The 16,867-nt window shown below is 63.3% G+C and carries 17 protein-coding genes and 2 pseudogenes; 16 read left to right on the top strand and 3 right to left on the bottom strand.

Annotated features, from left to right (window positions below; translation table 11 throughout):
* Nucleotide 1 precedes the first annotated feature (1 nt).
* Nucleotides 2–613 (top strand): SDR family NAD(P)-dependent oxidoreductase, encoded by a 612-nt coding sequence (locus ACZI8W_RS18285; RefSeq protein WP_463369919.1) that lies wholly within the window; start codon nucleotides 2–4, stop codon nucleotides 611–613.
* Nucleotides 610–759 (top strand): SDR family oxidoreductase, encoded by a 150-nt coding sequence (locus ACZI8W_RS18280; protein ID WP_463369918.1) that lies wholly within the window; start codon nucleotides 610–612, stop codon nucleotides 757–759. Before ACZI8W_RS18285 ends, ACZI8W_RS18280 begins: the two co-directional genes overlap by 4 nt.
* 230 nt (nucleotides 760–989) lie before the next feature.
* Here ACZI8W_RS18280 and ACZI8W_RS18275 read toward each other — a convergent pair whose 3' ends face one another.
* Entirely contained in the window at nucleotides 990–1,685 is a 696-nt protein-coding gene (locus tag ACZI8W_RS18275; RefSeq protein WP_463369946.1) for an IclR family transcriptional regulator, read from the bottom strand.
* Between the two features lie 307 nt (nucleotides 1,686–1,992).
* Nucleotides 1,993–2,355, bottom strand: a pseudogene (locus tag ACZI8W_RS18270) (FAD-binding protein); the annotation flags it as partial.
* A 36-nt stretch (nucleotides 2,356–2,391) separates the two neighbouring features.
* Between ACZI8W_RS18270 and ACZI8W_RS18265 the strand changes: the two are divergent.
* The 3 genes from ACZI8W_RS18265 (at nucleotide 2,392) to ACZI8W_RS18255 (ending at nucleotide 3,777) form a co-directional block, all read left to right on the top strand.
* Nucleotides 2,392–2,457 carry a hypothetical protein gene (locus tag ACZI8W_RS18265; RefSeq protein ID WP_463369945.1) on the top strand — a complete coding sequence of 22 codons (66 nt, stop codon included), beginning with the start codon at nucleotides 2,392–2,394 and terminating at the stop codon, nucleotides 2,455–2,457.
* On the top strand, nucleotides 2,454–2,804 hold the full coding sequence (locus ACZI8W_RS18260) for a hypothetical protein (RefSeq protein ID WP_463369917.1): 351 nt from the start codon (nucleotides 2,454–2,456) through the stop codon (nucleotides 2,802–2,804). Before ACZI8W_RS18265 ends, ACZI8W_RS18260 begins: the two co-directional genes overlap by 4 nt.
* Nucleotides 2,805–3,156: 352 nt before the next feature.
* Nucleotides 3,157–3,777: an adenine nucleotide alpha hydrolase family protein gene (locus ACZI8W_RS18255; RefSeq protein WP_463369916.1), complete on the top strand. Its 621-nt coding sequence runs from the start codon at nucleotides 3,157–3,159 to the stop codon at nucleotides 3,775–3,777.
* A gap of 231 nt (nucleotides 3,778–4,008) precedes the next feature.
* On the opposite strand, the pseudogene ACZI8W_RS18250 reads toward ACZI8W_RS18255, so the two are convergent.
* Nucleotides 4,009–5,455: pseudogene (locus tag ACZI8W_RS18250) on the bottom strand (IS1380 family transposase).
* A 156-nt stretch (nucleotides 5,456–5,611) separates the two neighbouring features.
* Here ACZI8W_RS18250 and ACZI8W_RS18245 point away from each other — a divergent pair.
* From ACZI8W_RS18245 to ACZI8W_RS18195, 11 genes are all read left to right on the top strand, one after another.
* Nucleotides 5,612–5,959, top strand: a complete 348-nt coding sequence (locus tag ACZI8W_RS18245) for a group II intron maturase-specific domain-containing protein (protein WP_463369915.1) — start codon at nucleotides 5,612–5,614, stop codon at nucleotides 5,957–5,959.
* Between the two features lie 269 nt (nucleotides 5,960–6,228).
* Nucleotides 6,229–6,642 carry a saccharopine dehydrogenase family protein gene (locus ACZI8W_RS18240; RefSeq protein WP_463369914.1) on the top strand — a complete coding sequence of 138 codons (414 nt, stop codon included), beginning with the start codon at nucleotides 6,229–6,231 and terminating at the stop codon, nucleotides 6,640–6,642.
* A 364-nt stretch (nucleotides 6,643–7,006) separates the two neighbouring features.
* The gene (locus ACZI8W_RS18235; RefSeq protein ID WP_463369913.1) at nucleotides 7,007–8,170 is read left to right on the top strand and encodes a 3-ketosteroid-9-alpha-monooxygenase, oxygenase component; all 1,164 of its coding nucleotides are present in this window, start codon (nucleotides 7,007–7,009) and stop codon (nucleotides 8,168–8,170) included.
* 27 nt (nucleotides 8,171–8,197) lie between these two features.
* The gene (locus tag ACZI8W_RS18230) at nucleotides 8,198–9,382 is read left to right on the top strand and encodes an acyl-CoA dehydrogenase family protein (protein ID WP_463369912.1); all 1,185 of its coding nucleotides are present in this window, start codon (nucleotides 8,198–8,200) and stop codon (nucleotides 9,380–9,382) included.
* 30 nt (nucleotides 9,383–9,412) lie between these two features.
* The gene (locus ACZI8W_RS18225; RefSeq protein ID WP_463369911.1) at nucleotides 9,413–10,324 is read left to right on the top strand and encodes a VOC family protein; all 912 of its coding nucleotides are present in this window, start codon (nucleotides 9,413–9,415) and stop codon (nucleotides 10,322–10,324) included.
* 44 nt (nucleotides 10,325–10,368) lie between these two features.
* The gene (locus ACZI8W_RS18220; RefSeq protein ID WP_463369944.1) at nucleotides 10,369–11,991 is read left to right on the top strand and encodes a flavin-containing monooxygenase; all 1,623 of its coding nucleotides are present in this window, start codon (nucleotides 10,369–10,371) and stop codon (nucleotides 11,989–11,991) included.
* 928 nt (nucleotides 11,992–12,919) lie between these two features.
* The gene (locus tag ACZI8W_RS18215; protein WP_463369910.1) at nucleotides 12,920–13,807 is read left to right on the top strand and encodes an SDR family NAD(P)-dependent oxidoreductase; all 888 of its coding nucleotides are present in this window, start codon (nucleotides 12,920–12,922) and stop codon (nucleotides 13,805–13,807) included.
* A gap of 42 nt (nucleotides 13,808–13,849) precedes the next feature.
* Nucleotides 13,850–14,362, top strand: a complete 513-nt coding sequence (locus ACZI8W_RS18210; RefSeq protein WP_463369909.1) for a nuclear transport factor 2 family protein — start codon at nucleotides 13,850–13,852, stop codon at nucleotides 14,360–14,362.
* A gap of 50 nt (nucleotides 14,363–14,412) precedes the next feature.
* Nucleotides 14,413–14,892, top strand: coding sequence for a nuclear transport factor 2 family protein (locus tag ACZI8W_RS18205; RefSeq protein ID WP_463369908.1), 480 nt, complete (start codon nucleotides 14,413–14,415; stop codon nucleotides 14,890–14,892).
* 74 nt (nucleotides 14,893–14,966) lie between these two features.
* The gene (locus ACZI8W_RS18200) at nucleotides 14,967–15,902 is read left to right on the top strand and encodes an alpha/beta hydrolase (RefSeq protein WP_463369907.1); all 936 of its coding nucleotides are present in this window, start codon (nucleotides 14,967–14,969) and stop codon (nucleotides 15,900–15,902) included.
* Between the two features lie 23 nt (nucleotides 15,903–15,925).
* Nucleotides 15,926–16,798, top strand: coding sequence for an SDR family NAD(P)-dependent oxidoreductase (locus ACZI8W_RS18195; RefSeq protein WP_463369906.1), 873 nt, complete (start codon nucleotides 15,926–15,928; stop codon nucleotides 16,796–16,798).
* Nucleotides 16,799–16,867: the final 69 nt, after the last annotated feature.

The raw sequence follows: 16,867 nt of genomic DNA, 5'->3' as shown, positions 1-16,867 counted from the left end.
TGTGTTCAGCTTGACGGGACATATCGCACTTGTCAGCGGAGGCGGTCAAAGTGTTGGCGAGGGCATCGCGAAAGTTCTTGCGCGGCAGGGCGCGGCGGTCATCATCAACGACCTGTTCGCGGAACGCGCCGAAAAGGTCGCGGCCGCGATCGTCGAGGAGGGGAACGCGGCCGTCGCCTCAGCCTTCGACGTCACCGACTTCGACTCCACACTCGAACACGTGCGGGCCGCCGAAAAGGAACTCGGCGGGCACGTCGACATCGTGGTCAACAATGCCGGGGTCGCAGAAGGCCGTGTCATCAAACCCTTCCGGGAACTGTCTCCCGAGGAGTGGCGGGCACCCATCGACCTCAACATCTTCGGCGCGATGAACTGCATCAAGGTTGTTCTCGACGGCATGTGCGATGCGGGCTGGGGGAGGGTTGTCCAGATCTCCTCGGGACCCGCACGGACGGGCCAGAACATCAACCAGACGATGTACGCGACGGGCAAGAGCGGCATTGAAGGCTTCATCCGGCACCTGGCAGCCGAGACCGGCCAGTATGGCATCACCGCAAACATCGTGGCACTCGGCCACCAGAAGAACCTCGAAGACAAAATGACCCCGAGATGATCGAGCAGATTCTGCAGACCATCCCGATCGGCCGCCTGGGCGACCCGATCGAGGTCGGCGCATTCTGCGCCTACCTGGCGTCGAACGAGGCCGGCGGCATCACGGGACAGACGATGGACTTCAACGGCGGGTCCCAGACGCGATGATGGCACGGGGACGCATCCGCAGACAACGATGTCGCTCAGCGCCCTGCGCGTGACCAACCTCGGTCGAGCGGTCGAATCCTACATTCGGGGATTCGGTTTCACGCACGACAGGGATCTCGAAATCCACACTCTGGTGCGTCGATGAATCGAACTACTCCACGCTGAGACGACGGTGGTGGCGGGGCGCACTCCCTCCCGTCGTCATCGGATCAGCCGGTTCTGAGTTTCGGTCAGCGGCGCGCGAGGTCCGTCGCCACGCACTTCTGCCAGATCTCACCTGCCACCACACGCAGCGGAGAAACCATCTTCTGGAGGTCCAGCGCACCGATCGGCGCGCAGACCGCAAGCCCTGCCCGGTTGCCGTACATATGGTCGGGCGGACCGATCGAAACCCCCACGCAGGCGATTCCGGGAAATGCTTCACCGCGGTCGAAGGCAGCGCCGCGGTCGCGAATCTGTGCCAACTCCTTCTCGAGTTTCGGGGCGCCGAGTGGGGGGAGCGGTGGAGCCTCGTTCTCAGCGGCGATGCCGCGCGGAGACGGGGACAAGCCAAGTGGTGCGTAGGCCATGATCACCTTGCCGACCGCCGTCAAGTGCCCCCGTACTCGCTGGCCGACGGCAGTCGGTGTCGAGCCTGATCTACGCCCGTTTACCTTCGCGAGATAGACGGTATCGCCGCGGTCGAGAATCCCGAGTTGTATGGTGTATCCGGTCTGCTGGGCGAACCGCTGCATCGCTGGGTGCGCTTGATGCAGAAGCCGATTCTGGTTGAGCGCGGCCTGCCCCATTTCATAAGCTTTCACCCCCAGCTCGTACGTCTGTTCCGGGGATCGGGCCAGCCATCCGGCGTTGGCAAGCTGTTCGAGCAGGCGGTGCGCCGACGACCTCGGCAGCCCGGTTCGTGTCGTGACCTTGGCCAAGGTCATCGGACCCGTGCTCAGAGCCTCCAGGACCAGCGACACTCGGTCTACAATAGAAACGGGCACCCCATCGGTGCGTGACGTACTCAACTTATCCTCCTGACACCCGAGCAGGTGTGATGCGCCTCATGTTACCTGTGGTGTGTGCTGCTCATCAATTGTGTGATGACCGTGCCAGGCGAGTGGACTGCGATCGAAATCGACCTCCCGTTGTGCGGGAGACCGAGCCGCAGGGGTAGTGCTGCGTCGCACCGTAGCCGCCTTCCTTCGGTGAGGCGCAGAGAAGGCGGTGAGATCTGTCCGGAAACCGGCGCTACCCGGTCTCTACCTTTTCTGCCGCATGTCGGCCGGCACGACGACCGAAGTGCGACCCTTCGCCGAGTTGAGTCCCGCTCGCATAGCCCTTACCGTCCTGCGTCAGGTTGGCGGCGCACGCACCGGCAGCGTAGAGCCCTGCGATGGCCGACCCGTCGGGCCGGAGGACTACGCCGTCGACCGAGGTGGCCAATCCACCAAGCGTGAAACCGGCATAGGAGGCCTTGCCCAACGACAGATCGAAGGCCGCCCAGGGGCCGGAATCCTGAGGCGCGAGATACTTGGCCTTCTTGTGCAGATCCGGGTCCTGCCCCTTCGCCGCGAACTGATTGTAGCGGTCCAGTGTTCGCTGTAGATTCCCCCGACCGCAGCTGCCGCGATCATCGCCGAGATCGGAGTGGACATGTCCCGGTTTCCCACCGCCGGGCACCTGTGTTCCTGGGCGAAGTTCTCCCACGCGTGAGTTCCTCGGCCGGGAAGGCCACGGGGACCGGTTCGACCGGGCACGGCAACCGCTATCTGGCACGGACCCTCGGCGAGGCCGCGGTCGGCATCGGCAGAACCGACACTTTTCTCGGAGCCCGGTACCGGCGCATCGCCAAACGGCGAGGGAAGAAACGGGCCATCGTCGCTGTCGGTCGTTCCGTCCTGGTCATCGTCTGGCATTTGCTCTCGGACGAGCAGGGCACCTTCCACGATCTCGGTGCTGAGCACTTCACCCGGCACGTCAATCCCGATACCCGCAAACGCGGCCACATTCGTCAACTCGAAGCTCTCGGTTACACCGTCACTCTCACCCCGGCCGCCTGACGCGTACAACCGACAGGCAACGCTGTCCGGCTTCGCTCCGCCGGAGCACGCACGTGTCCCATACCCGTGGGCAGGTCACCTCATTTTCGGATCAGACTAGGCCTGCGGTGATATCTCTGGTCCGAGTGCATCTATGACCACATCGGAACCCGAGGTATTTCCGACGCCCTCCGCGGTGTAGTCGAGCGCCTGGCGGAGGTGCTACATCCGCGAGTCCGGCACACTATCCTGGGCGAAAGCTCTGGAGGAGCCTTGATATGTCGAATCAACACGGCCCAACCATGCCTCGGCTGAGTCCGCACTCACCACACACGACAGGAACGCGCGAATGACAGAATCGATTGTGGTTTGTATGATTTACGGCGAGCACGGTTTTCGACTGTTCGAACGCGCGGCGGCCTTGGCTGGCAAGCTCGACGCCACCCTGACGGTGGTCGTTCTCGATCCACGACCCGAAGACTACGACGGTGACCGACTACTGGACTTACCCCTGTTCAAGAAAATGGTCGATGATGCCGGCGGCGATCTGCATCATGTGCGTAGCCCGACCGCAGAACTGGTCCCGATTCTCACCAAGATCAGCCTCGACGTGCAAGCCACCCAGATCATGGTCGCGGAACGCGCTGAAACCTGGTGGAACATCATGTTCGAATCGACGCTGATCGAATCGCTACTGCGCACCGTACCATCCGCCGACCTGCATCTGGTGTCCGCGCACAACGCTCATGACGAGGAATGGGACTACGAGCCGGCGGTCCACGCATATCTCGAGCCGCTCACGAGCGATGACGCGGTGCTCCGATTCACCGATCCACCTGCCGATGCGGTGACAGGTCTGTTCTGCCGCCGCATCGATACCGACTTCACCAGCGGCGTCTTCGTTTTCCGCCAGCGAGGCCACATCAACGTACTATCCGTCTCAGACGGCCACGTCAACCTCGATGCTCAGCCGTTCCGCTGGCCGACCGCGTGACGCATCCTCAGCGCGCAGTCGAGTTCGATTGACGCGCACCCCAACCTCAGGGCATCGGCAGAGTCGTGTTTTAGCCTTGTTTTAGCCTCAATGCACCGATTGGCTGATGCTGTCGTCGTGACTTCCATTGCGCGGCTTGGAGCCAGATGTGGACATGGATGATCGTCCGACCACTCGTGTCGGGTTGTTCCACTGCATCTTTCGTGTAGTGAGCGGTCAGGTGAGCCGCTGTTAGCCGATGATCGGCTTGTTCCGTCTGAACACGGTGTCGAACAGGGTGTTCCACGCCTCTTCCCACGGCCATCGCTGCGGTAGGTGCAGTGTCAACCGGCGAGCCGACGACGCGATCCGGGCAGGAACCGACACGATGGTCCGCCGGACGGTGCCGGTAGTCGCCTTGACCAGCTTCGGGTCGCGGGTGAGGGTAGCGGCGGCGCGGGTGAGATTGAAGGCCATCACCGCGCAGACCAGCCACGCAGCGTTCGCGGTGAACCGAGCCGACGGCAGGTGAGCGAGCGCGGAGTTCTTCAGATCCGCGTGGACCTGCTCGATGATCGCGTGGTGCCGGTGGAGCCTGTCGGCAGCGACGGCATCGAGGTCGGCGGCGTCGACAGTGGCGGCTGAAGGCATGGAACCGCCACACATCGAACAACTCACCCTGGCCCTGGTCCTTGGTCGGCCGCAGGTCAGGGATGCGGCGCACGACCAACCGTCCTGGAGTCCGGTGGGCTTTCTTCTTCGAGGCGAACGCGGTGAACGGGATCTCGGCGACCTCGGCGTTCGAGATCCATCGTTCGGTGTCCTGGTCGTAGACCGCATTCGTGTACTCGATCGGCGTCCACGCTTCGTCGCCGATCGAGGCGATCGCGGTCTTGATGTTCGAGGTCAGACGCACAGTCACCGACACGTCGGCCCCGCCGCGGAGTGCGGCCGCGACGGTAGGATGCCCGTAGAACGCGGAGTCGGCTCGCACCAGCGGTTTCGGCCCCGCTACCGCTACCGAGGTAGTGTCCGCGGCGTGGGTGATCGCTGCCCGGCGCAGGTGTTCGACGGTGGTCAGGGTGTCGGCGATCATCCGGCCGGCTCCACGCGCAGATCCGCATGCGCCTTTGCGTAGGCGTTGCCCGACGATCACCGGGGCCGCGGTGGCGGTGGTGACCGTGGTGATCAGCGCGTTGAGTCCGCGAACCCCTGAGTAGCCGTATCCGGAGCCTTGTTTGCCGTGGCCGTGCACTTCGATGATCGAATCGTCGATGTCGACCAGGACCCGCCCGGTGTCGATGCCGGCCACCAGTGGGGTGCGGGTGGCCAGGCCGCGCAGGAATCGGGAGGCGACGGCATCGAGTTGGCGGACATGCCCGAAGGAGAATGTGCGCAGGAACGATCCCAAGGTCGACGGTGCGTATGGGCGGTCGAAGAGTGTGCTCATCGCTCCGTGCCGCAGCAGCGCCATGTCGGTGATGCTGTCGGCGCCGGCGACCATCCCCGCGACCAGTGATCCGATCTTGTGGCCGGCGTGGGCGCCATTGTCGGTCGGGATGCTCAGATGCTCGTCCGCGAGGCTGAGCAGGCCGTTGTCGCGGGCCAGGGCCATGATCGGGACCAGTCCGGCGGTCGACACGAGGTTCGGATCGTCGAACCTCGCGGCGGTGACGGGTCGGGTGTGAGAGAGTTGCATCTGCGAGATGCCCGTCGTTGTGGCCGAGTTGTTTCTGTGAGAAGTTCAATTCTTTCACTACGGCAGGGCATTTCGTCGTTACGACTCGCTGGTCACGTCATCCGGATCGGTATATCCAGGATAAGTCGGGAACCCCAATGGCCCTCACGCAAGGCAATGCAGCATGCCCGAGACCGTATCCGGTTCATGACGATGCGGGCGCGGCTGGCTGCTCCGGTCGAGCAAGTCGTGCAGGAGATCAATCTCTTCCTGCGCGGCTGGGAGGGCTACTTCCGATACGGGAATTCCGCCCACGCCTTCGACAAGACCAGAAGCTACGCGTTGATGCGACTGGCCCTGTTCGTCGGGAAACGGCATCAACGCGGCCGCGGCTGGGGTTTCGTCCAGGTCTACCGATCACCGGACGAGCTCGGTCTGATCTCCCTCAATGGAATCGTCGTCGCACCCAGGGCACATAAGCCCTGGCGGGAGAAACCGAACACCGCCGGTGAAGGGCGTCGGTGAGCCGTGTGCGGGAGAACCGCACGCACGGTTCGACGGGCGGGAGCTGGAAGCGGAGCACCCTGGCCACGGACACGGAGAAGAACACCCCGGAGGGAAACCCCTGGGCACCAACGGCTCCGCGACCCACCGCCAGTACGTGCCACCGCGCCAGTCCCCGACTCAACGAACCTCCTACATGGGCCACCCCGAGGGCGTCACGCTGGGTACCTACGTGCCGGGCCTGCGCAACGCCACCGTGCGCTTCACCTGGTTCGAACAGGGGGAACGAGATGTGGCAGCTCTTCGAGAAGCTCGGTTTGACCAGCCCGAACAAGCCCGAGGGTCTGCCGATGTCGCCGCGGCAGTACCTCGCCCACTACATGGCCACTCCCGAAGGCGAGCAGGGCCTCTTGGTCGAGTTGGACGGCCAGCCGGGAACCGCGATGCAGATCATCGCCGACGGCGAAATCGGTGGCGAGCCCGCTTGCGCCGTGTTCGAGATCCAGATCGTCAACACCGGTTCCGACCCGACACCGCACGCCGCGGCGGCTGCTGTTCGTGAGGTACTCGAGGGCCGTATCTCCCGCAAGGGTGTGATGTCTCCGGAGGCGTGTATCGATCTGGAGTCGTTCGTGCTGGGGGTGCTCGAGGCCAGTGGTGTGACGTTGAGTAAGCGGATCACGACGACCACGACCATCCGCTGACATCTGGCCGCAGACGCCTCATCCCGGCCTGTTCAGCACACCGATGTGGCTGCTGGTGATCATGTCGAAGTTCGGTCTCTGGACATCACTACCGAGCGACATCCCGTCCACGACGCACACCGAAACCCATCAGTGCGTGACGTGCTCGACTCAGCCTCCTGGCACCCACGCAGGTGGGATGCGCTTCCGTTACCTGTGGTGCGTGCTGCTCATCGATTGTGGGATGACCGTGCCAGGCGAGTGAACTGCGATCGAAACCGGTCTCCCGTTGTGCGGGAGACCGAGGTCACAGGGGCATTTCTGCTTGCCAAGCTGATCCTCACGCGGCGGGTGAGTTGTCGCGATCAGTCGATCAGGAGGCATCGTGAGTTCTACCGACACCGAGGATCAGGTTCGTGTCATCGACACTGGCGCACCGCCGCAACGCTACGCCCGCGGTTGGCACTGCCTGGGACTGATACGCGACTTCGCTGACGGAAAGCCACACCAGGTCGATGCTTTCGGGACCGCGCTCGTCGTGTTCGCCGGGGAGGGCGGGCGACTGAACGTTCTGGACGCATACTGCCGGCATATGGGCGGAAATCTGGCGCAGGGGACGGTCAAGGGCAACGCCATCGCTTGTCCGTTCCATGACTGGCGTTGGCGTGGTGACGGAAAATGTGCCGAGATTCCCTACGCACGCCGAGTACCGCCAATTGCCCGGACCCGTGCGTGGCACGTTGCGGAAGTGAGCGGCCAGCTCTTCGTCTGGCACGATCCTGAGGGGAGTAAGCCGCCGGCGGAGCTCGCGATTCCTGAGATTCCCACCTATGGTGATCCCGGCTGGACCGACTGGGTGTGGAGCTCGATCGAGGTCACCGGGTCGAACTGTCGTGAGATCGTGGACAACGTCGTCGACATGGCGCACTTCTTCTATGTGCATTACGGAATGCCGACCTACTTTCGCAACGTCTTCGAGGGGCACACCGCCACGCAGGTGATGAGGTCGCTGCCACGAGCCGATGCAGTCGGCGTGAGTCTGAGTGCGGAAACGAACTACAGCAATGAAAGTCGCTCGGATGCAACCTATTACGGACCTTCGTACATGATCGACAAGCTGTGGAGCGGCGACAGCGGATCTGATGCCGCGCCGAATATCTACCTGATCAACTGCCACTACCCGATCACCCCGACCTCCTTCCGGCTCCAGTACGGCGTGATGGTGGAGAAGCCGGAGGGGGTCCCCGGAGAACAGGCCGGCCAGATCGCTCGGGCCGTCGCCGACGGCGTTGCGATCGGGTTCGAACAGGACGTGGAGATCTGGAAGAACAAGTCCAGGATCGACAATCCACTGCTCTGCGAGGAAGACGGCCCCGTCTACCAGCTTCGGCGCTGGTACGAGCAGTTCTACGTGGATGTCGGCGACGTCCGGCCGGAGATGGTCAACCGGTTCGAGTACGAGCTCGACACCGAGCGGGCGCTGAAGAACTGGCAGGCAGAAGTGGACGAGAACCTCGCCGCCGGACGTAGCGCGTTCGCGCAGCACTGACCCTTTCGACCTTTCTCAGGAGAACCCATGAGTTACGAAGTACTCGACCGAATCGTTGCGATCGCCGACGATCTGCGAGCAGCATCCGAGGAATCGGAGTCGCTCGGCCGTCTGACCGACGACATGGCCAAGAGCCTCCGGAACACCGGACTCATCCGGTTGTTGCAGCGTAAGAAATACGACGGGTACGAGGCGCACCCCCGCGACTTCGCGGAAACCGTAATGAAGACGGCGAGCATCTACGGGTCTGCAGGGTGGGTCGGCGGAATTGTCGGCGTCCATCCGTGGCAGCTGGCGTTCGCCGACCCCAAAGTCCAGGACGAAGTGCTCGGCTCGGACACCGACACCTGGCAGGCATCGCCGTATATGCCGGGTGGTGTCGCCGTTCCCGTCGACGGCGGATACCGGATGTCGGGACGGTGGCAGTTCTCGTCCGGCACCGATCACTGCGACTGGATCTTTCTCGGCGCGATGGTCGGTGGCGCGGACGGCGCTCCGCTGATGCCGCCCGTGTCGCTTCACATGATCCTTCCGCGTTCCGACTACGAGATCATCGAGGATTCGTGGGACGTGGTGGGGCTGCGTGGTACCGGTAGCAAGGACATCGTCGTCAAGGATGCCTTCATCCCGGACTACAGGGTGATGAACGGCCAGGACGTGATCGACGGGACGGCAGCGAAAGAGTACGGTGTCACCGAGACCTTGTACCGCATGCCGTGGTCGACGATGTTCCCGCTCGGCATCACCTCCGCGACTATCGGCATCTGTGAGGGTGTACTCGCTGCCGGCATCGAGTACCAGCGCGCAAGGGTCGGCGCGACGGGCACCGCCATCAAGGACGACCCGTATGTGCTGCACGCGCTCGGCGAAGCGGCATCGGAGATCGATGCGGCCCGCCAGCAACTGCTGGGCAATGTCGACCGAATCTGGGACCTCGTCGACGCGGGCAAGGAGATCGATTTCGAAACCCGCGCCACAGGTCGCCGCAACCAGGTGCGCGCCGCGTGGCGGGCAGTCCGTGCAGCCGATGACATCTTCGACCGGTCCGGCGGCAACGCCCTCCGGGTCGACAACCCACTGCAGCGGTTCTGGCGCGACGCCCACGCCGGCCTGCACCACGCGATCCACGTGAGCAGCACGCCGTATCACGCCTCCGCCATGGCCTCGCTCGGGATCGATGTCCCGAACGGTCCACTGCACGTGATGATCTGACATTTCGCCGGCTGCTTCGAAAGGAATACTGTGACTGAGATCAAGAGCCTCGGATACGTTCGGGTCCAGGCCACCGACATGGCGCGTTGGCGTGAACTCGGCTTCGAGGTGCTCGGGTTCGCTCCCGGATCCGGACCCGAGGACGACGCACTGCACTTTCGCATGGACGAGCGCCTGGCTCGCATCACCGTCGAGCCCGGAGACACCGATCGCGTGACCGCGGTCGGTTGGGAGGTCCGCGACGGTACTGCATTGCGGGCACTCGCCGATCGACTCGACCTCGCAGGGTGCGACTACACACCGATGCCGTTCGAGACATGCGAGCGGCGGCGTGTGGAGGGCGGGCTGACGATGACGGATCCCGGCGGCACACCGCTCGAGTTCTTCTTCGGCCCCGCTCTGGACCACAGCCCAGTCGTCACCCGCTACGGACAGAAGTTCGTGACCGGCGCGCAGGGACTCGGGCACGTGGTCATGCCGACCAGTGCGTTCGACGAGTCGTTCCGCTTCTACACCGAAGTGCTCGAGTTCCTCCCGCGCGGCGCGTTCAGGTTGCCGACGCCCCCCGGGACGGATCCCATGCGAATCAGATTCCTCGGCGTCAACCAGCGTCATCACAGCCTCGCGATCATGCCGAGTCCTGAGGATCGTGCCCCGGGGTTGATTCACGTCATGGTGGAAGTCGACTCGCTCGATGCGGTGGGCAGGGCGCTCGACCAGGTCCAGGCGCGGGACTTCCCTGTGTCCTCGACACTGGGCCGGCATACCAACGACAAGATGGTGTCATTCTACGTCGGGGCCCCAGGCGGGTGGGACATCGAATACGGCACCGAGGGAATGCTTGTCGACGAGGCGTACTACACGGCAGAAGAGATCACTGCGGACAGTTACTGGGGGCACGAATGGTTGTGGGCCAAGCAGATGAAGGATGCAACAGCATGAACCCGCCGAATGATTCCGGGCGCGCCGCTCGACCGGACAAGGACATGAACCCGGTAGGCACGCGTACACGTGACGTCGATGCGGTCGTGATCGGTGCCGGCATCTCCGGGCTGTACGCCGTGTACAAGCTTCGTGCCCGCGGAATGAGCGTGCACGGGTTCGAATCTGCGGCAGGAGTGGGTGGCACGTGGTTCCACAACCGCTACCCCGGCGCGCGCTGTGACGTCGAAAGCATCGACTACTCGTACTCGTTCGACGAGGACCTTCAACAGGAATGGACATGGTCGGAGCGGTTCGCGACCCAAGAGGAAATCCTGGCATACCTCGAGCACGTGGCGGATCGGCACGATCTGCGCAGCGCCTTCGAGTTCCTCACCCGCGTCGTATCCACTGTGTACGACGAGAAGACGGACCGCTGGACGGTCACGACTGACACCGGACGATCGGTGACTGCGAGATTCTGCATCATGGCCACTGGGGTGTTGTCGGCGACGAATCGCCCCGACATCCCGGGCCGGGATTCGTTCGCAGGCGAGTCGTATCACACAGGCGAATGGCCCCACGATCCCGTCGAGTTCGCAGGCAAACGCATCGGTGTCATCGGAACGGGATCGTCCGGTATCCAATCGATCCCGGTCATCGCGCAGGAGGCTGACCGGGTCGTCGTGTTCCAGCGCAGCCCCAACTACTCGATTCCCGCCGGAAATCGGCCGTTGAGCGATGAGCAGATCGCCGAAGTGAAAGCGTCGTACCCGGAGCGGCGCCGCCTCGCGCGATTGAGCGGCGGGGGCACCCCGTTCACCCCATACCCGAAAGGGGCGATGGAGGTCGACGAGGCGGAGCGCCGCAGGGTCTACGATGAGTGGTGGCAGCGTGGCGGCTACCTGTTCGCGAAGGCCTTCCCGGATCAGACCTCGAGCATCGAGGCGAACGACACGGCGCGCGCATACGTCGAGGCAAAGATCCGCGACATGGTCGATGACCCGGAGATCGCGAACCAATTGATCCCCACCGACCATCCGATCGGGACGAAGCGGATCGTCACGGACGACGGATATTTCGAGACCTTCAACCGTGACAACGTGACGCTGGTGAACCTTCGCAGCACACCGATCGCGGAGATTACCGCGGAGGGTGTTGCCACCACCGAGAACCATTTCCCCCTCGATATGCTCATCTTCGCTACCGGCTTCGATGCGATGACCGGCGCCCTGTCTCGGATCGACATCCGGGGGCGTGCCGGCCACACCCTGCGCGAGGAATGGGCGGCGGGCCCCCGCACGTACCTGGGCCTTGCATCCCATGGTTTCCCGAACATGTTCTTCATGGTCGGCGCGGGAAGCCCGAGCGTGCTGGCGAACATGGTGCTGATGGCCGAGCAGCAGGTGGACTGGATCTTCGATTGCCTCGATCACCTCGACGGCCACAACGCCCGATCGATCGAGCCCGCGGCACGGGCGGTCGACGAGTGGGTCGCCGAATGCAACGAGAAGGCAGCGGGCACTCTGTTCCCGTCTGCCAACTCCTGGTATCTGGGCGCAAACATCCCCGGCAAACCACGGGTCTTCATGCCCTACATCGGCGGCTTCGCGAACTACGGCAACATCTGCGCAGAGGTAGCCGCGGCCGGGTACAAGGGATTCGAGATAGTGGCGGCGGAGAGCTGAGATGACCACCGCGAACCCGGGGAGCGAGCACCAGAAAGGAGTCTCGGAGTGACGATGCAGCCACTGACGTGTGAGGAATGCGGAATCGGTTTCCTCGTCGAGAAGTTCAGCCCAGCACACACCTCGATTCAATGGGAGTCGGACACCTCGTGGTGTCCGATCATGAAGCATGAGTTGTTGCTCGGCGACCGTCGGCGGGGGTGCCGTGCACTTCGCCGCACCATTGACAATGCGGTGGAGTCTTGCGAACTGGGACTGTCTCATATCGAATTACCTGTAAGCCCGGATCTACCGAGGATGCACTGAGGAACAGCATCCGCCCGGATTCGGAACTGCCGAACTTGTTGAAGGAATATTGCGGGCGTATATGCGGTGACCGGGTCCGCTCCGGGTACTCGCGGTGTCCGAACAACTTCGTGCTGCTGGGCGCACTGTCATCGGAGTCGACATCGGTGAAGCGGACGTGGTCGTCGACCTGTCGACGGTAACTCGACGACCACCACACCGGCAGTGCCGCGTCGCACCGCACGCCTTGCTTCGAGGAGACGCCAAGAGGGCGATGCAGCAGTCAGTATCTTGGGTAAGTTCGCACCCTTGATCATGACTTTGTTGTTGGAGAAGCAACTGTCCACTCCATCGGAGGCGAAGGCGATCCGCTCGTTTCCAGCTCCCGTCGGAGTCGACGGAGTTCCTTTGCGGAAGTCTGGGTTTCGTCGTCGGTGGTTCCGATGGGTACCTCCGTGCCGATGATTGGACGCGTTCCGTGCCGGCCCGCCAGATCGAGCCCATACTTCTATCGGTTCCTGCGATTCGGATGAAGTTGTCTCCGCGGCGGATATCTGTTCCACTGGCCGGGTTTCGGCGGTGCGAGTGCAGCCCTATGGGACCAGGCTGAGACCCAGAAGCCTTTCGGAAAGTCGAGGAAAGCATGAGCGGAAAGTTGGCGGGCAGGACTGCGTTGGTGACCGGCAGCAGCCGAGGCATCGGCCGTGCCATCGCGCAGCGGCTGGCGTCGGAGGGTGCCACGGTCGCGGTGACTGCGCGCGGCACCGCGCCCTCGGTGTCGATTCGGGAAGGAAAAGCGACGACGATTCCCGGTTCTCTCGAGGAGACCGTCGACCTGATCGAGGCCGCAGGTGGGAAGGCGGTGCCGATTCCCGCGGATCTGGAGGATGCCGAGGCGTTGGACACGCTCGTCCAACGTGTCGTCGACGAGACCGGAAGTATCGACATTCTCGTCAACAACGCCGGTTTCGCGGACTACGCGTCGATCGAGCAGATGAGCCCTGCGACGTTTGATCGCACGCTGACGCACTACCTTCGTGTTCCGTTCCTGCTGTCGCAGGCGGCGATTCCGCATATGCGTAAGCGGGGAGCCGGCTGGATCGTTAATATCGGTTCCTCGACGGGCTTGAGCCCGATCCGGCCCTACCGCGACTACAACAAGACTTCAGGTGACGTGATCTACGCGTCGGTCAAGGCGGCGCTGCATCGCTTCACCCAGGGCTTGGCGGCAGAGGTGGTCGACGACAACATTGCCGTCAACGTGGTCGGGCCTTCCACCGCCATCATGACGCCCGGAGCGGCCGCGTTGCTGCCCGAGGGCTACGACACGGAGCCCGTCGAGTACCTCGTCGAGACAGTTCTGGCGATGTGCACACTGCCGGCCGAGGAGCGAACCGGGCATGTGGCGTTCAGTCTGCACTTTCCCTGGCACGAGAAGCTGGAAGTCAAGAGTCTCGACGGGCGCGAAACACTGCCGCCCCTCGAGCCTCCGTCATGGGCGAACCCGAACATTGCGCCGTCAGGACTGTAGCTGCGGGGCCCGTTTCACGTGCCCGTGCGAGAGGAGATCGGAATGACCGAGACGACAACGCAGAACGTCACGCTCGACGCAGCAGAGCGTGTATGTGCGATCCAGGAGATCCAGACGGTGTTCGCCGCCCGGTTGCGCATCATGGACACCAAGCAATGGGACATGTACGGCAGCGTGCATACCGAGGATGTCGTGAGCGACACCTTCGGCGCCAGAGCCGGTGACGATGCGTCACAGCGTCCAGGGTCCGTCGTCGGACGGGAGGCGCTGACGAACGCGATCGTGCGAGTCCTCGACGGAGCGGCCTCCGTGACCAGCGTTCATCATGGACACGCTCCCGAGATCACCTTGACCTCGGACACCACCGCGACGGGCGTGTGGGCAATGGAGGATATGCTCTGGTGGCCCCACGAATCCGGCGAGGAGCACCTGCACGGGTACGGCCATTACCACGAGGAATATCGCAAAGTCGACGGTCGATGGTTGATCTCGTACCGCAACCTGACTCGCTTGCGAGTCGACCAGACTCCGGGTTTCTTCGACTACGCACTGTGATTCCCCGATTGCCTTCGGGGCGGCATTCACCACGGCAGAGAGAGCGCACCATGCAGATTTCACTCGCGGCGGGAGATGTCGCGGCACTCGTCGGGGCGTGGTGGTACCACTACGACGAATGGAATGCCGATTCGTTGCGCGCACTGATGGCAGACGACATCGCGTTCCGATGTGCCAGCGACACCGGGGCCGCGGACTACGAGGACTTCATTCGAGTCGACCTGCGTGGTGCCGACGCAGTGATGGCGTGGAAGGATGACCACCGCCGAAACAGCCCGTATCCGTTGCGTCACAATGGAACGAACGTGTTCCTTACCGAAAACCGAAACGGGGAGGCATCGTTCACATCGTATCTCTTCGTCACCAAGATCGTCGAGGGGCGGCCGTACAACGTTTCGAGCGGTGTCGTGCGTGGCACCGTCCGTGCGGCGGACGGACGTCTTGCGTTCAGCAGTGTCGAAGTCGTGCTGGACGCACAGGAATCCGTCCGCTTCGCCGACCACCCGGGTCAGAAAGCAACCGTGGCCTGACCGGGGTTCAGCATCGATCCATCCGACTGGGGCGTATCACTCGCGCCGGTCCCCCACGAAACGGACGACCGTAGATGCCGCTTTCTCCGGAGGCTCAGCAGGTGGTCGAGGCATTGGCCCGACGCACGGGTAGGCCGATGTACGACATACCCGTGCCGGAGTTGCGCGCGGTGCTGGCAGCAGGTGCTATGCCTGCGACCACGCCGATCCACCACCGTCAGGATTTCCTCGTTCCTTCGGCTGACGGTGGGGTGCCGGTGCGGATCTATCGACCGTCCGACGACACCGATCTGCCGGTGGTGCAGTGGATGCACAGTGGTGGGTTCGCCGTCGGCGGCCTCGATCAGAACGACGAATACCTTCGTGCCCTCAGCAATGCTGCGGGTGTTGTCGTCGTCTCCGTCGACTACCGCCTGGCACCGGAGTATCCGTATCCGGCCGCGTTGGACGACAGCAGCGCGGTGTGGGAGTGGATCGCCTCCGGTCCGGGTGTGCTCGGCTCGGTAGACGTGAACCGCGCAGTGCTGGCGGGTGAAAGTGCAGGAGGAACCCTGGCCTTCGCACTGCCGCTCTGGTTTCGGGATCGTGGCCTGCCGCAGCCGGCTGCTCAGATCAGCTTGTACGGCTGCGCGACCATGCAGGCCACCAATCCCGAACACGAGACCGTGCTGCTCTCGCCCACCGATTGCCACCGCTTCTGGGATCGCTACGCACCCGACCGGGCGGGTCGCGAATCACAATTCGTCAATCCGGCAGCAGCAACGGATCTCACCGGGTTGCCACCGGCATTGGTCACGACCGCAGAGGTCGACCCCATCCGAGACGGCACCGAGGACTACGCCCGACGTCTGCAGGCTGCAGGCGTAGAGGTGGAACTACACCGCTACGACGGAATGATGCACGGCTTCGCCACGATGCTGGCGTCGCTTCCACCTGCACGGAAACTGTTCGCGCAGATCGTTGACTATCTCGACCGCGTTCCGTCGACGTCACCGACGACCGTCCTTTGACACTCACTGAGGAAGAGACTGACATGTCCGCAGCACAGCAGAGATTTTCCACCGGAACCGCATTGGTGACGGGGGGAGCAGCAGGGATCGGGGAAGGCTTCGTACGCCACCTGGCCGGGCTCGGTATGACCGTCGTCGTGGCCGATATCGACGAGCAGAAGGCGATCGAGGTTGCGGACGCCGTAGTCCGTGCAGGGGGAACGGCCGAGGCATATCGGATCGACGTGACCGACGCCGATGCGGTGGATGAGATGGCCCGGTATGTTTTCGACCGATACAGCAGCGTCGAACTCCTGGTGAACAACGCGGGTGTCGAGAACGCAGGTCTGTTGTGGGAGGTGAGCGTTGACAGGTGGCGCAAGGTGATGGACATCAACGTCGACGGGGTCTTCCACTGTCTTCGATCGTTCGTGCCGCGGATGATCGAGGCTGGTACACCCGCGTGCATTGCGAACCTGTCGTCGGTCGGTGGTCTCAACAGTGTGGCGGTCCAAGCTCCCTACATCGTCAGCAAGCATGCTGTGCTGGCGTTGACGGAGTGCCTGCATCAAGAGTTGTCCCTGGTGAACGCGCCGATCCAGGTGTCGGCCGTCCTTCCGCATTCCATTCGCAGTCAGATCTTCCTGGCTGCTGAACGGGATGCCCCCACACAGAACGAGACGGCCAACGCCGTCTTTGCGGCGATGCAACGTGCCAACGTCGAATCGGGCCTCGATCCCGTTATCGCTGCGGAACACATGACCGAGGCGATCGCACGTGGCGACTTCTGGGTGTTCTCGAACGACGAAGTGTGCACAGAGATGGCGGCCACCCGCGGACGGCAACTGCTCACGTTGACGCCGCCGACGGACCCTCGGGTGATGCTGACCCGAATGGGTGTGTCCGCTCCCGCATGAACCGATCGACCTCGGGTGCCCGCTGAACGGGCATTGATCTTTCCTCCTGCACTCCAGTGCGATTGGCTC

It is taken from the genome of Rhodococcus ruitaii, assembly GCF_055230935.1.
Note: the sequence above shows the minus strand (reverse complement) of the source record. Positions and strands in the feature narration are given on the sequence as shown.

Bases quoted from the DNA above. Each gene is read 5' to 3' on its own strand.
- ACZI8W_RS18280 (WP_463369918.1), top strand. From the start codon at position 610: ATGATCGAGCAGATTCTGCAGACCATCCCGATCGGCCGCCTGGGCGAC.
- ACZI8W_RS18275 (WP_463369946.1), bottom strand. From the start codon at position 1,685: ATGACCTTGGCCAAGGTCACGACACGAACCGGGCTGCCGAGGTCGTCG.
- ACZI8W_RS18255 (WP_463369916.1), top strand. From the start codon at position 3,157: ATGATTTACGGCGAGCACGGTTTTCGACTGTTCGAACGCGCGGCGGCC.
- ACZI8W_RS18245 (WP_463369915.1), top strand. From the start codon at position 5,612: ATGCAGCATGCCCGAGACCGTATCCGGTTCATGACGATGCGGGCGCGG.
- ACZI8W_RS18240 (WP_463369914.1), top strand. From the start codon at position 6,229: ATGTGGCAGCTCTTCGAGAAGCTCGGTTTGACCAGCCCGAACAAGCCC.
- ACZI8W_RS18230 (WP_463369912.1), top strand. From the start codon at position 8,198: ATGAGTTACGAAGTACTCGACCGAATCGTTGCGATCGCCGACGATCTG.
- ACZI8W_RS18220 (WP_463369944.1), top strand. From the start codon at position 10,369: ATGAACCCGGTAGGCACGCGTACACGTGACGTCGATGCGGTCGTGATC.
- ACZI8W_RS18215 (WP_463369910.1), top strand. From the start codon at position 12,920: ATGAGCGGAAAGTTGGCGGGCAGGACTGCGTTGGTGACCGGCAGCAGC.
- ACZI8W_RS18210 (WP_463369909.1), top strand. From the start codon at position 13,850: ATGACCGAGACGACAACGCAGAACGTCACGCTCGACGCAGCAGAGCGT.
- ACZI8W_RS18205 (WP_463369908.1), top strand. From the start codon at position 14,413: ATGCAGATTTCACTCGCGGCGGGAGATGTCGCGGCACTCGTCGGGGCG.
- ACZI8W_RS18200 (WP_463369907.1), top strand. From the start codon at position 14,967: ATGCCGCTTTCTCCGGAGGCTCAGCAGGTGGTCGAGGCATTGGCCCGA.
- ACZI8W_RS18195 (WP_463369906.1), top strand. From the start codon at position 15,926: ATGTCCGCAGCACAGCAGAGATTTTCCACCGGAACCGCATTGGTGACG.